The sequence below is a fragment of the Mesorhizobium oxytropidicola genome (genome assembly GCF_056174625.1).
On sequence record NZ_CM149692.1, the window covers coordinates 5,139,785 to 5,157,009 of the forward strand.

Consider the following 17,225-nt stretch of genomic DNA (forward strand, 5'->3'; position numbering starts at 1 on the left):
CCAATGTACGAGCCTCCCCATTTCCAGGAAACGCGGCCCGATGTCCTGCAGGGACTGATCAGGGCGCATCCGCTCGGCACGCTAATCTCGAACGGGCCTCACGGCCCGGTCGCCAACGCCATACCCTTCCTGCTTGACGAAACAGTAGCGCCAAACGGCAGACTGCGGGCTCACCTGGCCAAGGCCAACCCGCACTGGCGTCTCATCGCCGACAATCCGGCATCGCCCGTGCTGATCGTCTTCCAGGGCACCGATGCCTATGTGACGCCGTCCTGGTACGAGACCAAGCGCGAGACCGGCAAGGTGGTGCCGACCTGGAACTATGCCATCGTGCAGGTGCGCGGCACCGCCAAGGTTATCGACGACCAGGAGTGGCTGGCACAGCAGATCGCCGATCTGACCGCCTCCCAGGAAGGTGCGCGTGAGGCGCCCTGGGCGGTGACAGATGCCCCGCCGCCCTTCATCCAGTCACAGATCAAGGGCATCATCGGACTGGAGATCGAAATCACTGAGATCCATGGCAAGTGGAAGGTCAGCCAGAACCGTCCGGTCACCGACCGCGCCGGCGTGGCGCAGGGGCTGGAAAGCGAAGTCGCCAACGCATCCGACATGGCTCGCCTGGTAAGATCCTACGGCGGCCTGGACAGCAATTAATCCGGCAGCGACCTATCTTTCCGGAGCAATCAGCCGGAACGAGGCTTTGCGGACCGGCAATCCTGACGGCGTCGGACGGAAGATGAAGCCGAGCCGGGCAAAGACCAGCCCGCAGACGAGCGCAAAGGCGCAGCCAAGGCCGAAGCCGGCGACGGTGTCGCTCGGATAGTGTGCGCCGACGAAGACCCTGGTCGAGGCGAAACAGGCGGTGATCACCAGCGCGACGTACCAGCGTCTCGGAAACAGAAGCAGGAGAACGCCGAACACCGCCCCCATCGTCGTGGCATGGCCTGAGGAAAACCGGCGAAGCGCGCATCAAAGGCGAAGGGATGCAGGGCGAGCACACCAAAATCCTGGAAGTAGAGCGGGCGCGCCCGGCCGATCGCATATTTCAGGACATTGACCAGCAGGCCGGACAGGCCAACGGCGCTCAGCACCAGAAAAGCCAGGCAAGTCCAGTTGTAGACCAGCATCAGCCGCCGCCGTGAAAGGCTGCGCCAATGGATCAGATTGGCCGCGACGAGCAAAAGCGCCGACGGGATCAGGTACCAGCCACCGAGAGCGAACTGGGTCAGGAATTCGGCAAGCCTGGCTCCCGACCATTGGCCATGAACCATCCCTGCCGGTATGTCGAGGCGAACAAATGCCGCCGCCGTCAGCAACAGCCAAACCACGATCCAAACCGGCCATGCGATGTTGGGGTAACGCGCAGGACGAACGGCAAAGCGCCTTCTGACGATCTGCATGGTGTCGCGAAAATTGCTGAGGGATCGGCGCCCTACCGCAAGGAGCCTACTGGAAACGGAAGGGCGCGATTTCACGAGCATTGGGAATTCGACCCCATTGTTGCCGTTATGGGCATCGACGAGCCGTCATGGGGCCACACGATAGAGGCCGAGCGACAATTTGTCTCCCGACGAATAGTTGAGGCCGTCGATCTCGGCGACGCGGTTCACCGATTTGCCTTGCGCCGACAGCATGCCGTTCAGTTTCTGCTCGTCCTCGATCGGCGCCAGCCCCAACGCGCAGGCAGGATCGGCAAGCAGATGTTGCGCCACGCCGCCGACATCGGTCAGCACCGTTTTGGTGCCGACCAGGAACACCAGGCTCGGTTCCTGATAGCGTGCCGAGGCCAGCACCGTCGTGTCGCAAGGCTTGTTGGCAAGCACCGCTTGCTTGATCGCCGGGCTCAGCCAGATCGGCTTCAGCGACGGAGCGATGACGCCGAACAGCAAGGCATAGGTGATGCCGGCACAGGCGGCGATGGCGCCGATGCGGGGCAGCGGCACCTGCAACTGCCGCGAAAAAGCGAAGTAGCCGGTGCCGAGTGCCGCGGCGGCGGCCGGAATGCTCCACCAGGAGAACGTGTGGGTGAGATAGATTGGCGCTCCGATGCAGACCGCCGCCAGGCCAAGGCTGACCACGACCAGGCCGAATGCGGTCGACCACCACAGCCATTGCTGCCAGCGTTTGAGCGGCGCATTGGCATCCTCCGGCTGCAACGTCAGCAGCCAACCAATCAGCAGCGCCATGCCGGGATAGGCCGGCAGGACGTAGTGCGGCAGCTTGGTCGGGATCAGTTCGAACACTAGCCAGAACGGGATGTACCAGGCGAGGCAGAAGCGCAGCCTGACATCGTCGCGCAGACGGTTGAGGGCCTGGAGGCCGGCGCCGACCGCGATCAGCCCGAACGGCCACATGAACAGCGAATAGGTCAGCATGTAGAAGCCGGGCGGCAGGCCGTGCGATTCCTCGCCTGAGGCGACCTTGCCAAGCATGTCCTTGCCGACGGCCTGCTGCAGGAAAGCGCCGTGGCTCTTCCAGGTGATCGCGGCGAGCCAAGGCAGCGCAATCACCACGACAAGCAGCAGGCCACGCCCAACCCTGAGCTTCGACAGCCAGCGCCCGTCGCGTTCGAAGGCGAACAGCACCGCGATGGTCAGCGCTGACAAAAGCGGCGCAATCGGCCCCTTGATGAGGATCGCCGCACCTTGCGCGATCCAGAAGATCCACCAGAGATGGCCGGCGACCGGTTCGTTACGGCGCGACGCCAGATAGATCTGCGCCAGCGCGCCTTGTGCCGCCACGCAGCAGGCCAGCAGCATCGCATCGGTCTTGGCGTCGCGGCCTTCGAAAGCGGTGGCGAAGATCGCCGCCATAACAAGGCCGGCGGCGATGCCGGCATTGGCGCCGAAAATATTGGTCCCCGTCCAGGCGATCGCCAGCACCGCAATGGCAACGCCCAGCGCCGAGATCGTGCGGTAGACCCAGATCGGCGCTTCGGCGCCCTTGCCGCTCAGCGTCACGGCGGCCGATTGCAGCCAGTAGATACCGACCGGCTTCTGGTAGCGCGAGGCGTCCTGGAAGCGGATGTCGACATAGTCGCCGCTCTCCGCCATCTGCTTGGTGGCCTGGACGAAGCGCGACTCGTCGCGGTCGATCGGCGGCAGCGATGCCAGCCCCGAAACCGTCATCACCAGGCTGAACAGGAAGAGAAGGATGTAATTCCTGTTCAACGCCATGCTTGAGCCTCTCTGATCATTTTCTTGATGTGGCGGGCCGCTCAGTCGACCTTGGTCATCGCCGCCTTGCGCTCATTGGCGATCAGCCAGAGATTCCTGATGTAGATGAACATGCCCATGGCCTGGCCGGCTATAAACACCGGATCCTGGCGCTGGATGGCGTAGATCAGAAGCAGGCCGCCGCCGAACAGCGAGAAGAACCAGAAGGCCACCGGCACGACGCTGCGCTTGGCCTTTTCCGAGGCCAACCATTGCACGACAAAGCGCATGGTGAAGAAGAACTGCGCAACGAAGCCGAGCAGGATCCACGCATCGAATTGCTTGATGAAAACCTGGTGAAGCCAGGTTCCCAGTTCCTGAAGCACGTTAAACACGCTTGATTTCCTCTACTTTTGGCATTCTGCGGCGCCTGCGGCGCAGCCACCAGACGCCGCCGAGATCGAGCGCGCCCTGCAGGCCGCGGTCGAAAATGCCGTAATTCGACTTGCCGTGGCGGCGCGAGCGATCGACGACGTCGCAATGCACGACGCGATAGCCCTCCTGAATGACCAGGGCCGGGACGAACGATGCGTGCCGTCGAAAAACGGCAGTTTGCGCAGGATATCGGTGTGGACCGCCTTCAGGCCGCAGCCGGTGTCGCGCGTCTCATCATGCAGGATGGCGTTTCTCAGCCAATTGGCGAAGCGTGACGCCAGTTGCTTGACCTTGCTGTCGCGGCGCTTGAGGCGCTGCCCTTGCGCGGCGCCGAAATCGGGCCCGGCCTGCCGCAAGGCATCGACCAGCATGGGAATATATTGCGGATCGTTCTGGCCGTCGCCGTCGATCGTGGCGACGATGCTGCCGCGCGCCGCCCAGGCGCCCGAGCGCACCGAAAGGCTTTGGCCGGCGGATTTCTGATGCCGCAATTCCCGCACCGGAAACGGGCGAAGTGCCGTCTGTTCGGCAAGCACGGTCGCGGTCTCGTCGGTCGAGCCGTCATTGACGATGATCAGTTCGAAATCGCGCCCGGCCATCGCGGCCTCGATCTCGTCGATCAAGAGCGGCAGGTTTGCCGCCTCGTTCCTGCAAGGAATGACGATGGATATCAATGCGTCCGGCATGTCGCGTCGGGGCTCTGTCGTCGGATATGGCATTTTTGGATGCCGTGCGGTGCCGCTCGAGGTCGTGGGCTGCAAGAACCTTTGGCGCGGCGCCTCATTACGCCAGCCGAAACGATGAAGCAAGCATTCGTGCCGGACCGCTCGTCGCACAGTTTCGACAACGGCTGATCGTCAGGACATCTCGTGATCCTTTGGCGCATAGCCAATCTGACGCAAAACCGGATTCCACTTTTGCTGATCGCGCTTGGATGCTAAACGCGCGCCTTCATACAGGCCGCATCAGACCGGCCGGATGCTTTCGGGAAACAAAATATGCCTGCCTTCAAATCCGATTTCCTGCGCACGATGAGCGAGCGCGGCTTCATCCACCAGATTTCGGATGAGACCGGCCTCGACCAGCTTTTCGCCAAGGAAACGGTCACCGCCTATGTCGGCTACGACGCCACCGCCACCAGCCTGCATATCGGCAATCTGATCTCGGCGACCATGCTTTACTGGCTGCAGGAGACCGGACACCGGCCGATCGCGCTGATGGGCGGCGGCACGTCGATGATCGGCGACCCGTCCTTCCGTGACGACCAGCGCAGCCTTTTGACGCCCGCGGCGATCGCCACCAACATCGAAGGCATCAAGCGCATCTTCGGCCGCATCCTGCGGTTCGGCAACGGCCCGAACGACGCCATCATGGTCAACAATGCCGACTGGCTGATGAAGCTCAACTATGTCGAGTTCCTGCGTGACGTCGGCCGGCATTTCTCAGTCAACCGCATGCTGACCTTCGACAGCGTCAAGCTCAGGCTCGACCGCGAGCAGTCGCTGTCGTTCCTCGAATTCAACTACATGATCCTGCAGGGCTACGATTTCGTCGAACTCGCCCGGCGCCAGAACTGCCGTCTGCAGATGGGCGGGTCGGACCAGTGGGGCAACATCATCAATGGCGTCGATCTCGGTCATCGCATGGGCACGCCTCAGCTCTACGCCCTGACCACGCCGCTGCTCACGACATCGTCCGGTGCCAAGATGGGCAAGTCGGCGAAGGGTGCGGTGTGGCTCAATGGCGATCTCTTCTCGCCCTATGATTTCTGGCAGTACTGGCGCAACACCGAGGATGCCGATGTCGAGCGCTTCCTGAAGATATTCACTCGCCTGCCGCTCGACGAGATCGCGCGGCTGGCGGCGCTCGGCGGCTCCGAAATCAATGAAGCCAAGAAGATCTTGGCCACGGAAACGACGGCGATCGTTCACGGTCGGGACGCGGCAAACCAGGCCGAGGAAACCGCGCGAAAAACCTTCGAGGAAGGGGCGCTCGCCGATACATTGCCGACCGTCGGGGCCGACAAGGCAGCACTCGAAGCCGGCGTCGGCATCCTATCGCTGCTGGTCACGGCCGGGCTGGCCTCGTCCAATGGCGAGGCGCGGCGGCACATACAGGGCGGTGCGGTTCGTATCAACGACCAGTCGGTCAATGACGACCGCCGCATGGTCACGCTTCAGGATGTGAGTCCGGAAGGTGTCGTGAAGCTCTCGCTCGGCAAGAAGAAACACGTGCTGGTCCGGCCGAGCTGACCATCTGTCAGGAGTGCGGCATTCGGATCATTCGCAATCGCGAAAGCTTCCGGGGGTTCGCGAACCAGATCGGAGCGCACTTGTGATGCGACCGATCATCCGGCCGGGGGGATTCCTAGAGCGTTTCACCGTTTCATGGAAACGGCGAACCGCTCTAACTCTTTGTTTTGACGCAATTCCAGACGGAAAATCGCTCACACTTTTCCTGGAATTGCTCTAGGCAGGTATCAGCATGGCGATGCGATGCACCCCGACCTCCTTGCTTGTATTCGTCGCCTCATCGGTTTTGCCCTTGGAGCAGGTGTATACGTCACCCACCTTGAGCTTGAATTCCTTGTCCACTTTCTTGATGGTGAATGCGCCGGAAGTAATGGTGCATACCATGTCGTTGTCCATCACGGTTTGAGGCGCGTGTGCTCCGGGCTGAAAGACCACATCGACAATCGAGATGCTCTTATAGGCGGGAATGTCGGAATTGCCGGTGCCGACCTCAACCACTCTAACACCGGGCGCAATCTCCTTGCCATCCTTCGGGCCGTACTTCTTGGTCTTTGCAGATGCTGCCAGGGTGAACAAAGGCGATACCGCGGCGGCCGTCACACCGAGAGCTATTGCAGACCTGCGATTCATGGTTTTCATCGCATCCTCCCTAGATTATGGTCACGCACGAAAGTGCATGACCATAATATATTAGCACTATCGCAGATAAGCTGCAGAGGATTCCGCAAGCGTAAGGCCGGCGTCGCGCTAACTTCGCCGGAGGACGTCGTCAGCCGCGACAATCTCCGTCGCCACGGGATGCGAGCCGTCCCCGCACCTCCTGGACCGGAGGGCACGGCACATCTCCAAAGGAGCAGAAAACGCAACAATCCCCCGCCTTTGGCCGAAGCAGCGTCCCGCACCCCTTGCACTCGTAGAAGAACTGGCAGGCGTCGCGCGGCATAGTTTCACAAGCCCGAAATCCGCAAGGCGCCCTGAAAGCTTGGATTGAGCAGAAGCCATCCAGTCAGGCCGGCAAGCAGGAGCGAGCGAGCCAGCCAGCCACACCGATGCGCTTGTCTGGTAATCATAGGTGTTTCTCCTTGTAAGGGCTCATTGTCCGCCAGGTTGCGCCGTCGCACCGATCCCCAACACCTGGGCATCCACTTCGATCGCGTCGGCTTTCTCGAATGTCAGGGTGAGCGGCACGGTCTCACCCTCCTTGAGTTGGTGCTTCAGCCCAAGCAGCATCATGTGGATGCCGCCAGGCTTGAAGATGACCGGGACGCCGGGATGTAACTCGATAGCCAAAAGCCGGGTCATCTTCGCCACGCCATCATCAACGGCCATGGCGTGAAACTGAATTTTCTCGGAAACTGGACTCGTCACGTTCAGCAGACGATCTTCACCGGGGCCGCGATTTGTCACCGTAAGATAGCCTCCGCCGGTGACCGCCATCTTGGGTGTTGCCCGCGCCCAAGCCTTTTCGACCACGATCTGGTTCGACGCGGCGACGGCATCGCCCACGTTCGCCAAGCCAAGGGCCAGCATGACGGCCGCGTAAATGGTTTTCACTGTTTCACTCCTACATTCGACGATCGGCGATCGGATCGAACATTTTGGCAGCAGCGTTCATCGCCCGCGCCGGCCGGTCCTGCCGGAATAGCCGCCAGCCTCGTAGCCGCCGGCTCGTCGTCAGTCGGAACTCCGAGATCGGTTGCTGATTGTTGCCTGCCGGATGATCCGCCCACCATCCGGTTCATGCACAGGCCAAGCGCGCACATAGCAAGGCAGGGCAGCAGGCTGAGCAGCACCGGCGCGACGCCGGCGGCGACCAGCCATGACCAGTTGAAGGCAAGGCCGGCGGCAACGATGACCGCGCCGGCCGCGATCAGGCCACGCCGACCGCGGAGATAGGGGCGAACCGCCGGGAGGAAGTCGCGGCGCGACGAAGTCTCGCCGGCCTGGGTCAGTTCAGTGGTGCTCATGTCATTTCCTTTCTCATTTGGCGGCGATACGGCCGCGGATGAAGTCGACCATGTCGGGTGCATCCCATTCGGCCGGGCCGATCAGCCGGCCGATTTCCTTGCCGTCACGATTGATCAACAGGGTCGTCGGCAGGCCCACCGCGCCGAGCGCGAAGATGGCCTTGGCCGAAATGTCGATGTTCAGCGCGAGGTGTGTAATGCCGATATCGGCATAGAATTTCTTCACGGCGTCCGGGCCTTTTTGGTCCATGGACAACGCGACGACCTCGAAGTCCGGCCCACCGAGCTTGGCCTGCAGCCGGTCGAGCGTCGGCATTTCCTTGCGGCAAGGCGCGCACCATGTCGCCCAGAGGTTGAGCAACACCACCTTGCCGGAATAGTCGGCGAGCGTTTTCGGCTGGCCGGCGGCATCCACAAAGCTGATCGCCGGCACCACTGAAGGCGTTTCCAGAACGGCAAGGTTCTGCGGCGCCTCCGCCGCCCTGGTGGGCAGCGGAATCGCCAGCAGCAAGCCGATCATGGCGATGACCTGTTTGCTTTTGTTCACGGTGCTTACTCCGTGGCGTAGACGGTCGGCGCCTTACCGTCCTTGGTGAAGGCGTAGATCGTCCAGGTCTCGCTTTTCTCGCCGCCCATGCCGGGTGCGCCCGCCGGCATGCCGGCCAGCGTAATGCCTGATATCGCGGGACGTTCCGTGAGCAGCTTCTTGACGATCTCGACCGGCACCAGGCCGTCGACGACATAGCCGTCGACCATCAGCGTGTGGCAGCCTTCGAGGTCGGCGGGCACGCCAGCATCGCTGCTGATCTGCGAAAGGTTGTTGACCGGCTTGATCTCGACCTCGAAGCCGTTGTGCTCCAGGTAGTTGGCATAGGATTCACAGCAGCTGCATTGCGGGTTCTTGTACATCACCGCATTGATGGTCGCCGCGAATGCGGGCAGCGGTGTTGCGATCAGTGCGGCGAGAGCAGCGAGGCGGTAGGTCAGCTTCATTTGCAGTTCTCCTTTTGATGGTGTGGTTTCAAACTCACGTCACGCGGAACACGGTCATCAGGCCGGCCATCTGGTGGTCGGCGACATGGCAGTGCAGCATCCAGTCTCCGGGATTGTCGGCGACGAAGGCGCATTCGATCACATCCTTTGGGGCCATCAGCACCGTGTCCTGCCACTGCCGGTGCGGCACCGGCGCGCCGTTGCGCGACAGCACCAGTGGGCTGAAGCCGTGGACATGCATGGGATGCCACCAGGCCGTCTCGTTGCGCATGGTGAGATGGCAAGTGGCGCCGCGTTCAAGCGTCAACTGCGGCGTCATGCCGGCGTGGCCGTCGCCGGTCATCGACATGCCGTTGATCGCCCAGGCGGCGCCACCGTTCATGCCGGGCATTCCCATGCCCGGCATGCCGCCGACGCCGGCGAGCTTGCCGCCGCCCATCATGCCGCCCTGCAGCACGATCTCCTGGCGCACGGCGTTCGCCAGATCCGGCTCGGCCAACGGATTTCGCGGCAGGCCGACAGAAGTGTCGAGTGGGTGCGTACGGAGCGGCGACACCTTGTCATAGGCAAGATTGGTCAGTTTATAGGCAAGCCCGTCATAGAAATCGTCGATCACGGCATGCCGACTGCCGGGATCGCCCAGCATGTCGAGCACGATGTCGATGCGCATGGCCGGAGCCAATACCAGACGGCCGTTCTCCGGTTGATGCGGATCGCAGGGCTGGCCGTCGATGGCGACAACGATCGGCCGGTGGCCTTCAAAGCGCAGTGCCATCATGCGGGCAAGCGCGGCATTGACGAGCCGCAGCCTGACACGCTCGCCGGCCCTCACGCCGAGGTCGGCCGGCACCGCGCCGTTGATGGTGACGCTGTTGCCGACGCGGCCGGACATCGAGGCATCCATCGCGCTGCCGAAGCCGCTGGCGATCTGCCCGTCGGCGGCGAGCCGCCAGTCCTGCAGCAGCCATAAAAGATCACGATCGACGAGGACGGGCTCCGCTTCATCGACGATGAGCGGTCCAGCGAGCCCGCGGCCGAGCTGCACCAGACTGTCCGTGTGTGGGTGATACCAGAAGGTCCCGGCATCAGGCGGCGTGAATTCGTAGACGAAGGTCTCGCCCGGCTTGATGGGTGGCTGGGTCAGGCCTGGTACACCGTCCATGGCGTTGGGCAGGCGGATGCCGTGCCAATGGACGGTCGTGTCTTCGTCCAACCCGTTCTCGACGGTGATACGGACCGACCGCCCTTGCCGCAGGCGCAGCGTCGGACCGGGAACGGCGCTGTTATAGGCCCAGACAGCAGTTGATGGACCGTCACTGCCGCCGAGCCGCGTTTGGCCCGGCGCGATCTTGATTGAGCGTTCGTCGACGGTGGAGGCGCGTGCGGGACGCAGCGAAGCTGACACGGCAAGCCCCGCCCCCGCGACGAGAAAGCCTCGGCGCGAAATGTGGTATTTGAAATCGGAATTCACCTTCCAGCCCTTTGCGATCTCGATCGATGGCGGGCATGCCGGCATCGACCTGGATTGTCATGCGCGCCCACGGCGCAACGGTGTGCGCGCAGGCGATCAGGCGCCGTGAATCAGCCTTGTCCGGGCTGAAACGGCCTCAGGCGCTGGGTCTGGGAGGGTAAGGATCAGGCAAAGAACTTCGCCCGTGAAGGAACGGGGCGGGCAAGGCCGATGGCTGCTGCATCGATGGAACCGGCGTTACCCTGAAATCCTGCGGCAGCACGGCAAGCGCCGGCGCTATGCAGATCGGCGGACACTGCGTCGGGCCGCCTTTATCGCTCGTGTCCTTAAGGCAGGCGTTGCAATCGCCCTTCATGGGTGTCTCGGCCATTTTGCCCATGCCCGTATCGCTTGGCATCGCCATTGCGCCCGCCATGCGGACTGACATGATGCTGGCCTGGGCGGCGGACAGGCTGAAGCCCGCTGTCAGGAAGACCGCGAGCAGCATGACCAAAAGATGTTTTGGTGAAAGCCGAGCCATAGCCCATTAGGCTGACGGCAAAGCACGGCTTTTGCAAGTCCCAACCCCGTGATTGGCCGATGGTGCGACATCGACGCCAGAATCTGGCGCGGGTTTTGGCGGCACACGGCGGGCTTTACCGGTATTCGAAGATCGACCTGAATATGCCCGGCGCGATCACCGACAGCGGGTTGACGTCGAGCACCGGCTTGTTGGCATTGCCCCTCAGCCGATAGGTGACGCCGATCAGGCCGCGGTCGCGGCCGTTGCCCAGAAGCGCGCCGACGATGGGCAGTTCGCCGAAGATGCGGTTGAGGCCATAGACCGGCATGAAGGTGCCGGTCATGTCCATATTGTTGTTCTGGTCATAGAGGATGCCCTGGAACGTCGTGCCGATGCGCGGACCGCGCAGCACGCCATTGGCCAGCTTCAAATAGCCGCTGCCTTTCTCGATCTCGGCATAGCCGCGCTCGAACTTAACCCGCGACGTGTCGAGATTGCCCTTGACGGCCTGGTTGAGGCTGCGGTTGTCGCCGGCCGGCGTGGTCGAGACGATCGAGGCGAGTTTTGGTTCGTTGACGATGAAGAAATTGCTGGTGTCGACCTTGCCCTTCATCGGCCCGTCGCCGGCCCCCGTGAGCGCCAGCGTGATCGAGCCGCCTTCCATATGCTCGTAGACGTTGAGGAATCTCAGGATCGCGCCGGCGTCCGCGGACTGCACGTTAAGCGAGCGCCGGCCGTCGCCGGTGGTGTTGCTGATGGCGATCGCGGCGCCCGAACTTGCCGTGGCGCTGACCTTCAGCCCGTTCACCCTTGAACCGGCCGCGCTGTAGTCAAGCTTCAGGTTGGACAGTTGCTCGTCGTGGAAACCGGTGAGCTGCTCGACGTCGGCGCTGACCGAAATGTTGTCTGTTCCGGTCGTCTTGGTTGCGGTGTCGACATCGGACGTGAACTGCTTGATGAGCGATCGGGCGTCGAGCGCGTTGCCATTGATGTCGACCGCATAGCCCTTGCCCGACCGCTTCACCGAAATCGCGACATCGTCACCCCGGTTCAAGGTGACCTTGCTGAACTTCGCCGATGACAGGGCGCCGTTGACCAGCACGATGCTGCCGTCGATGGAGAAGGTTTTGCCGTCGAGGTTGAAATCGGACAGTGTCGTGGTGTCGCCGGCCTTGGTCATGACGAAGGTGACGTTGGCTGGAACCCCTGCCCCCTTGCTCCAGCCGGCCCAGGGAATGTCCAGCCTGGCATTGGTCAGGTCGGCCGAGACGTTCTGGTTGCCGCTGCCGCTCTTGTCGATCGCGACCTTCACCGTTCCGCCCAGAAGCGGCGTCAGGCCGGGCATGGCGGCGGCGCGGATCTTGTCGTCGAGCACAAGCGCCACCTTGCGGCTGCGCGCCGGCCCATCATCCGCCAGCGGCTCGACAAGATCGAGTTCGGCCGGAATGCCGTTCAGCGATGCCTTGGCGGAGATCACTGCCTTTTCGGGATCGACTGTGATCGAGCCGTCGGCATCGGTCACGGTCTGTCCATCGAATGGCTTGGCCAGCGACAGGCCGGTATAGTCGAGCGACACCAGCCAGTCGAGTTTCGAGGTGTCGACGCCGGACTGCAACGGAATGTCAGCTTTGACATGGCCGGTAACGCTGCCGGACAGATCCTCCGGCAGGAAGCCGACATGGCGCATGGCATTGATCGGTTCGTAGGAGGCGAGTTCGGCGACAGCCGGCGCCTCCCCCTCCACATCGATGTCGAGTGCGCCGATGACCGGCGGGTGGTTCGCCGCCTTGACGCTCAGTGTGCCGTTGCTGGCCGCCACGGTGCGGCCGCTGGGCATGAAGACGGTGCCCGAGGAGAGCGAAACATCCACGTCATTGCCGTGGAAGGCGACTACGCCGACCGCGTCGCGTATCGGCGGAATGCGGCCGGCGGTGTCAAAACGCGACCCTTCGATCTGGAAGCGGCCGAACACCTCGTCGACCGACAGCGGCACGCCGTTGCCGAGGCGATCCGGCACGACCTGGAACTGAAGATTGGCGTCGACGACGCGGCCGCCGAACAAATTGTTCAGCACCCAGAGCCGCGCATTACGTGCCGAAAACCACGGCCATAGCTGTTTGACGTGCGAGACCGGCATGTCATGCACGCTGAGCGCCAGATTGATCCCGGGGGCCTTGCCGTCAACGAAAGCCACAGCCGCGGTGCCGAGCACCTCGCCGGCAGCGGCGGACCGAACCGCTATCTGCTCAGCCACCAATTTATGGCTTCTGGTCTGATAGACGCCGGCAATGCGGGCGAGGAAGGTCAGCGCGGGCTCGGGCGATTCCGATGGCGCCAGGGTGGACCCGTCGCTGGTCAGGTCATAGCGATAAGCAGGCTCCTCACCGGCAGCGCCGGTCGAAGGCTTGGGTCCGATCGAGCCGGCGAAATCGAAAGAAGACCGACCGGTTTTCAGAAGCAGCTTGTCCACCTGGATCTTGTTGCTGCCGTCGACAAGCGTCGCATCGACGTCGAAATCGGCCGGCAGCAAGCCGCGCGTGCCAAGATCGAGCACGGAACCCGTCGACGACAGGGCGGCCGTCAGCCGTGACGCCGTGGTGCCGGCTCCTTCCGATCCTGTCAGCTTCAATGCGACCGCACCCAACTTCCCGGCACCGGCCGCGGTTTTCGTCAGCCGCCAGATCGATGCTTGCATTCAGCGCCGTCACGCGGTGCGCCGCGATATCGCGGGTCGCGGTAGCGGCAAGGGTGACCTTTCTGCCATCGACATCCGCCTCGGAGGAAAACGCCATGCCGCCCGGCCCCGACTGTACGACGCTGGCGTCGGCGATCTTGATCCGTTTGATGGCTCCGGTTTCGGGCAGCACGAATTCGACATTGCTGAGGTCGATCCGGCGCAGCGAATCTTCCCGCACGGCGTCGAGCGCACGATGAATGTTGCCGAACACCGCGGCGGACAGTTTCTCTGGATCGACAAGGCCGTCCTCATTGCGCAATTCGGCCGTCCAGTCGCCGCCGGACGGCATCGCCGCCGTGACGATGTGGGCATCGGAGATCCTGGCACTGGTCAGCCGCACGTCACCCCAAAGCAGCGGTATCAGGCGGACGCCGAAGCGCACACGGCCGGCATCGGCCATGGGCTTGCCGTCGCTGGTCTCCAGACTGACATCGCTCACCTGGAGCGCGACGAAGCTCGAACTGTCGAGCGTGATGCGGGCCGGCCCGACCGCGACATGGACATCGACGCCGGCGAGTTTCTCGATGGCGGTTTCCGCCTCGATGCGCAGCCGGTCCGACCCGATGCCGGAAAGGCCGATGAGATAGATGGCCATCGCGGCCAGCAGCATGAACGCGACCACGCCGGCAAACACGCGCGACAGGATGCGGAAGCCGCGGCCGATCGACGCCTGACCGAGCGGTGGAACGCGGCACGCGGACGGCAGGGCGCCCAGGTCGGTGATCTCGTCACGCCTGAACCTGATCTTCTCGTGCTGCGGTTGCTCCTGATCCACGCAATCTTCCGTTGTACAAATTCGCTCGTGGACGAATCCCCGGTCGACACTATATCGGTGTGGCTTCGCGCGTAACCTCAAACAAGGGCATCGATATGGCTGACCTCGACGTGGGCGATCCCGCACCGCAGTTCGACCTGCCCGGGATGGTGGCGGGTCTCTAAGCCTTTCGTCCTCGTCCGGCAAACCCGTCGTCCTCTACTTCTATCCGCAGGACGACACGACGAGCTGTACGCAAGAGGCAATCAGCTTTTCGCAACTGAAACCCGAATTCGAGAAGGCCGGCGCCGTCGTGATCGGTCTGTCCCCCGACAACGTCAAGAAGCACGACAAGTTCAAATCGAAATACAGCCTCACCATCGACCTCGCCGCCGACGAGGAGCGCAAGGTGATCGAGGCCTACCATCTGTGGGTCGAAAAATCGATGTATGGCCGCAAATACATGGGCGTTGAGCGGGCGACGTTCCTCATCGGCCGTGACGGGCGGATCGCCAGGATCTGGCGCAAGGTCCGGGTCAAGGGCCACGCGGAAGAGGTGCTGGAGGCCGTTCGCGCGCTTTGAGCGTCGCGCAATTCCGGTCGCGCCGAAATGAGGCGTCCTTACTCGTCGGGTGTTCTGCCTTCGGCTTCGGCTGCCGCTGCGCTCGCCAGGATTTCGCAACATGGCTCACACGATCGGCCAGCGCGGCGAGATGACCGCGCAGGCCACGCGCGCCGATCATCGACGACAGCGTGACGGATTGGGTGGCGAAGCGCCGCTTGAAATCCTCGCCGCCGCAGAGAAAATCAACTTTGGCAAGGCCACGGTCGAGCGACCACTGGATATAATCCATCATCAGCACCATACCCGGCGAGGCGCGCTCATATTCGGGATCATAGGTGGTGACGAAAGCCATCATCGTGCCGTGCTGCTCGAAATTGATGGAGACGGCGACGATCGTGTCGTCAAGCTCCAGCACGAAGATGCGCAACAGCCCGAGCTCGGCCAGCACCGAAATAAGCGCGGCGAGAACGGGCGAGCCCTTGTCGAACAGGTCCGAAACGCGGCCATGCCGGACGAGCCAGACGCGCTTCAGCGCCGCGACCCGCGCAAGCACCGGTTCGCGCGGCTCGTCCGTATCCAGCAGGCGGAAACGTAATGCACCGCCTTCCTCCATGAACTTGCGGCCACGACGGTAGTTTTGCCGGGCCTTCTTGGACAGCGTCTCGAACCATTCCGCCCCACTCTGCCAGGGACCCGCGACACGGTAGCTGATTTCACTGCGGTGGTTGGGCCGAAGCGCCTTGCCATAGGCCGGGTCCAGGAGGCCACGAACACTGGCATCCGGCAGAAGACGGTTGAGATAGATCAGGTCAAAGCCGCCCTGGTCAAAAACATGCTGCCAGAGGCGGGCGATCGCCTGCGGATCGCTGTCGGGCGCAACCAGCGCATCGCCATAGTCGCTGTGATCCTTCGCCGCCCATTCGAGTATGCGGATGCCGGAGCGCTTGAAAGTAGCGAGCGCTATCACGCCATCGAGCCGGTCGCCGTTCCAGGCAAGCCCGATCCTGAGCGTGCGTCGCTCCTGATGCGGGGTGGTGCGCCACCAGGCCGCGATCCAGTCCGGGTGCTGGAAGACAAGCCCGCCGGCTCGCCGCCAGAGCACGGTCCAGGCCGGTGCGATCTCGGCCAGGCGTTCCGCCGATGTCACGACTTCAAAGGTGCGTGTCCGCGGGATGGCGAGCACGAAGGGAGCGTTCATGGCCGTGTCCCTTCCTCCGATGATCGTGAGGTCCGTGGCTTTCCGAGCCGGATGCGTCTGGCGATGTGCCTCCACATCCGCTTCAGCGGCATGACATAGAGGCCGGCGAGCGACTGGTAGTCGCGCACATCGCGGTCGACCAGCCCGAACTTGAAGTCCTCGTCGGGCTTCGGCACGCACAAAGTTCCGAAGAGCCGGTCCCAGAACGAGAAGAGCAGGCCGAAATTCTTGTCGTAGTGGCGTGGATCGGTGCTGTGATGCAGCTGGTGCCAATGAGGACACAGGACCACATTGTTGAGCGGGCCGAACGAGATCTTGAAGTGCGTGTGCCTGACGAAATCCATCATCAGGATGTTACGCATGACATAGACGTTAACGCCAAAGACGGTCAGTTCGACGAGATTCAGCGAAATCAGCGACCAGATGCCGAAGCAGACGCCGACGATGACGCCGTCCCAGGCGCGATTCATCAGCTCGTCGAGCGGATGGACCCGGTCCTTGGTGATCCCGACCATCACCTCGGCCGAGTGATGCACCTTGTGCAGCTCCCAAAGCACGGGATAGCGATGCTGGGCAACGTGATAGAGATAATAGGAAATGTCGTAGGCGAGCAGCATGGTGAGGGTGAAGATCAGCACCGTCACCGGCCCTGCCGGTCCCTCGACCAGAGGCGGCTGGAACTGGAAAAGTGTCGAAAACAGCCAATTGGTGGCGTAGCCCACCGCCGTGACGAAGACAATTCCGGCGGGCAGCATCAGGAAGGGCATCAGCGCCTTCTTCGTGACCCAGAACAGCAAATCGGCCTTCGCCGACGGATGGGTGATGACCTCGTGCGGAACGACGAACTCGAAGAACTCCTTCCAGCTCTTCTCCTCGACCGTGCGCCAATAGGCCACGAGCGCGCTGACAAGGGCAGTCATCAGCAAAAGCCCGGTCGCCAGCAGACTGGCGCCCGACAACTTGTCGAGGATCTTGCCAACCAGGTCGCTCAGCATTGCTGCCGCCATAATGAATCCCAAACCCCGCCACGCTTTTAATCGAAAACCGTCAATTAAACGCAATCGAAGACAGTTAAGGAAACCTAGACCTTAATCCGACGGCGACAGGCCGTTCTGCTGCCAGCAGATTGGTGCTCATCGCCAATGATTTCGTGGCGTTGCGCACGCTTCCTTGCCCGTTTTCATGCAACCTTTAGC

General features: G+C 62.6%; 16 protein-coding genes and 3 pseudogenes. 3 read left to right on the forward strand and 16 right to left on the reverse strand.

The window, feature by feature from the left end; translation table 11 throughout:
- Window positions 1–3: 3 nt before the first annotated feature.
- Window positions 4–654: an FMN-binding negative transcriptional regulator gene (locus AC0V8S_RS25830; RefSeq protein ID WP_475434233.1), complete on the forward strand. Its 651-nt coding sequence runs from the start codon at window positions 4–6 to the stop codon at window positions 652–654.
- A 12-nt stretch (window positions 655–666) separates the two neighbouring features.
- Here AC0V8S_RS25830 and AC0V8S_RS25835 read toward each other — a convergent pair whose 3' ends face one another.
- The 5 genes and pseudogenes from AC0V8S_RS25835 to AC0V8S_RS25855 all read right to left on the reverse strand — a co-directional run bounded on the left by AC0V8S_RS25835 (window position 667) and on the right by AC0V8S_RS25855 (window position 4,309).
- Window positions 667–921 (reverse strand): phosphatase PAP2 family protein, encoded by a 255-nt coding sequence (locus tag AC0V8S_RS25835; RefSeq protein WP_475434234.1) that lies wholly within the window; start codon window positions 919–921, stop codon window positions 667–669.
- Window positions 867–1,400 (reverse strand): phosphatase PAP2 family protein, encoded by a 534-nt coding sequence (locus AC0V8S_RS25840; protein ID WP_475434236.1) that lies wholly within the window; start codon window positions 1,398–1,400, stop codon window positions 867–869. The genes AC0V8S_RS25835 and AC0V8S_RS25840 overlap by 55 nt, the downstream gene beginning before the upstream one ends.
- Window positions 1,401–1,526: 126 nt before the next feature.
- Window positions 1,527–3,176 carry an ArnT family glycosyltransferase gene (locus AC0V8S_RS25845; protein ID WP_475434238.1) on the reverse strand — a complete coding sequence of 550 codons (1,650 nt, stop codon included), beginning with the start codon at window positions 3,174–3,176 and terminating at the stop codon, window positions 1,527–1,529.
- Between the two features lie 41 nt (window positions 3,177–3,217).
- A complete protein-coding gene (locus AC0V8S_RS25850; protein ID WP_010909058.1) occupies window positions 3,218–3,550 on the reverse strand; it encodes a lipid-A-disaccharide synthase N-terminal domain-containing protein in 333 nt (110 codons plus the stop codon).
- Window positions 3,543–4,309: pseudogene (locus tag AC0V8S_RS25855) on the reverse strand (glycosyltransferase family 2 protein). The gene AC0V8S_RS25850 and the pseudogene AC0V8S_RS25855 overlap by 8 nt, the downstream one beginning before the upstream one ends.
- A 279-nt stretch (window positions 4,310–4,588) precedes the next feature.
- On the opposite strand from AC0V8S_RS25855, the gene tyrS reads away from it, so the two are divergent.
- A complete protein-coding gene (tyrS, locus tag AC0V8S_RS25860) occupies window positions 4,589–5,842 on the forward strand; it encodes a tyrosine--tRNA ligase (RefSeq protein ID WP_475434240.1) in 1,254 nt (417 codons plus the stop codon).
- Between the two features lie 216 nt (window positions 5,843–6,058).
- Here tyrS and AC0V8S_RS25865 read toward each other — a convergent pair whose 3' ends face one another.
- The 9 genes and pseudogenes from AC0V8S_RS25865 to AC0V8S_RS25905 all read right to left on the reverse strand — a co-directional run bounded on the left by AC0V8S_RS25865 (window position 6,059) and on the right by AC0V8S_RS25905 (window position 14,287).
- Window positions 6,059–6,481 carry a hypothetical protein gene (locus tag AC0V8S_RS25865; protein ID WP_475434242.1) on the reverse strand — a complete coding sequence of 141 codons (423 nt, stop codon included), beginning with the start codon at window positions 6,479–6,481 and terminating at the stop codon, window positions 6,059–6,061.
- Window positions 6,482–6,611: 130 nt separating this feature from the next.
- Window positions 6,612–6,785: a GDCCVxC domain-containing (seleno)protein gene (locus tag AC0V8S_RS25870; protein WP_475434244.1), complete on the reverse strand. Its 174-nt coding sequence runs from the start codon at window positions 6,783–6,785 to the stop codon at window positions 6,612–6,614.
- A gap of 149 nt (window positions 6,786–6,934) precedes the next feature.
- Complete coding sequence (locus tag AC0V8S_RS25875; RefSeq protein ID WP_475434245.1) at window positions 6,935–7,396, reverse strand: copper chaperone PCu(A)C; 462 nt, start codon at window positions 7,394–7,396, stop codon at window positions 6,935–6,937.
- The gene (locus AC0V8S_RS25880) at window positions 7,393–7,809 is read right to left on the reverse strand and encodes a hypothetical protein (protein WP_475434247.1); all 417 of its coding nucleotides are present in this window, start codon (window positions 7,807–7,809) and stop codon (window positions 7,393–7,395) included. The genes AC0V8S_RS25875 and AC0V8S_RS25880 overlap by 4 nt, the downstream gene beginning before the upstream one ends.
- Before the next feature lie 13 nt (window positions 7,810–7,822).
- A complete protein-coding gene (locus AC0V8S_RS25885; protein ID WP_475434249.1) occupies window positions 7,823–8,356 on the reverse strand; it encodes a TlpA family protein disulfide reductase in 534 nt (177 codons plus the stop codon).
- 5 nt (window positions 8,357–8,361) lie between these two features.
- The gene (locus AC0V8S_RS25890) at window positions 8,362–8,802 is read right to left on the reverse strand and encodes a DUF411 domain-containing protein (RefSeq protein ID WP_475434250.1); all 441 of its coding nucleotides are present in this window, start codon (window positions 8,800–8,802) and stop codon (window positions 8,362–8,364) included.
- A 34-nt stretch (window positions 8,803–8,836) separates the two neighbouring features.
- Entirely contained in the window at window positions 8,837–10,318 is a 1,482-nt protein-coding gene (locus AC0V8S_RS25895; RefSeq protein ID WP_475434251.1) for a multicopper oxidase family protein, read from the reverse strand.
- A gap of 91 nt (window positions 10,319–10,409) precedes the next feature.
- A complete protein-coding gene (locus tag AC0V8S_RS25900; protein WP_475434253.1) occupies window positions 10,410–10,760 on the reverse strand; it encodes a hypothetical protein in 351 nt (116 codons plus the stop codon).
- 148 nt (window positions 10,761–10,908) lie between these two features.
- A pseudogene (locus tag AC0V8S_RS25905) lies at window positions 10,909–14,287 on the reverse strand (hypothetical protein).
- Window positions 14,288–14,382: 95 nt separating this feature from the next.
- Between AC0V8S_RS25905 and AC0V8S_RS25910 the strand changes: the two are divergent.
- A pseudogene (locus AC0V8S_RS25910) lies at window positions 14,383–14,849 on the forward strand (peroxiredoxin).
- Here the strand turns inward: AC0V8S_RS25910 and AC0V8S_RS25915 are convergent.
- Both AC0V8S_RS25915 and AC0V8S_RS25920 read right to left on the reverse strand, forming a co-directional pair.
- Complete coding sequence (locus AC0V8S_RS25915) at window positions 14,803–16,029, reverse strand: GNAT family N-acetyltransferase (protein ID WP_475434254.1); 1,227 nt, start codon at window positions 16,027–16,029, stop codon at window positions 14,803–14,805. The pseudogene AC0V8S_RS25910 and the gene AC0V8S_RS25915 sit on opposite strands and share 47 nt — an antisense overlap.
- Window positions 16,026–17,024 (reverse strand): sterol desaturase family protein, encoded by a 999-nt coding sequence (locus AC0V8S_RS25920; RefSeq protein ID WP_475434256.1) that lies wholly within the window; start codon window positions 17,022–17,024, stop codon window positions 16,026–16,028. Before AC0V8S_RS25920 ends, AC0V8S_RS25915 begins: the two co-directional genes overlap by 4 nt.
- Window positions 17,025–17,225 lie beyond the last annotated feature (201 nt).

Bases quoted from the DNA above. Each gene is read 5' to 3' on its own strand.
- AC0V8S_RS25830 (WP_475434233.1), top strand. From the start codon at position 4: ATGTACGAGCCTCCCCATTTCCAGGAAACGCGGCCCGATGTCCTGCAG.
- AC0V8S_RS25840 (WP_475434236.1), bottom strand. From the start codon at position 1,400: ATGCAGATCGTCAGAAGGCGCTTTGCCGTTCGTCCTGCGCGTTACCCC.
- AC0V8S_RS25845 (WP_475434238.1), bottom strand. From the start codon at position 3,176: ATGGCGTTGAACAGGAATTACATCCTTCTCTTCCTGTTCAGCCTGGTG.
- tyrS (WP_475434240.1), top strand. From the start codon at position 4,589: ATGCCTGCCTTCAAATCCGATTTCCTGCGCACGATGAGCGAGCGCGGC.
- AC0V8S_RS25865 (WP_475434242.1), bottom strand. From the start codon at position 6,481: ATGAAAACCATGAATCGCAGGTCTGCAATAGCTCTCGGTGTGACGGCC.
- AC0V8S_RS25870 (WP_475434244.1), bottom strand. From the start codon at position 6,785: ATGCCGCGCGACGCCTGCCAGTTCTTCTACGAGTGCAAGGGGTGCGGG.
- AC0V8S_RS25880 (WP_475434247.1), bottom strand. From the start codon at position 7,809: ATGAGCACCACTGAACTGACCCAGGCCGGCGAGACTTCGTCGCGCCGC.
- AC0V8S_RS25890 (WP_475434250.1), bottom strand. From the start codon at position 8,802: ATGAAGCTGACCTACCGCCTCGCTGCTCTCGCCGCACTGATCGCAACA.
- AC0V8S_RS25895 (WP_475434251.1), bottom strand. From the start codon at position 10,318: ATGCCGGCATGCCCGCCATCGATCGAGATCGCAAAGGGCTGGAAGGTG.
- AC0V8S_RS25900 (WP_475434253.1), bottom strand. From the start codon at position 10,760: ATGCTGCTCGCGGTCTTCCTGACAGCGGGCTTCAGCCTGTCCGCCGCC.
- AC0V8S_RS25915 (WP_475434254.1), bottom strand. From the start codon at position 16,029: ATGAACGCTCCCTTCGTGCTCGCCATCCCGCGGACACGCACCTTTGAA.
- AC0V8S_RS25920 (WP_475434256.1), bottom strand. From the start codon at position 17,024: ATGCTGAGCGACCTGGTTGGCAAGATCCTCGACAAGTTGTCGGGCGCC.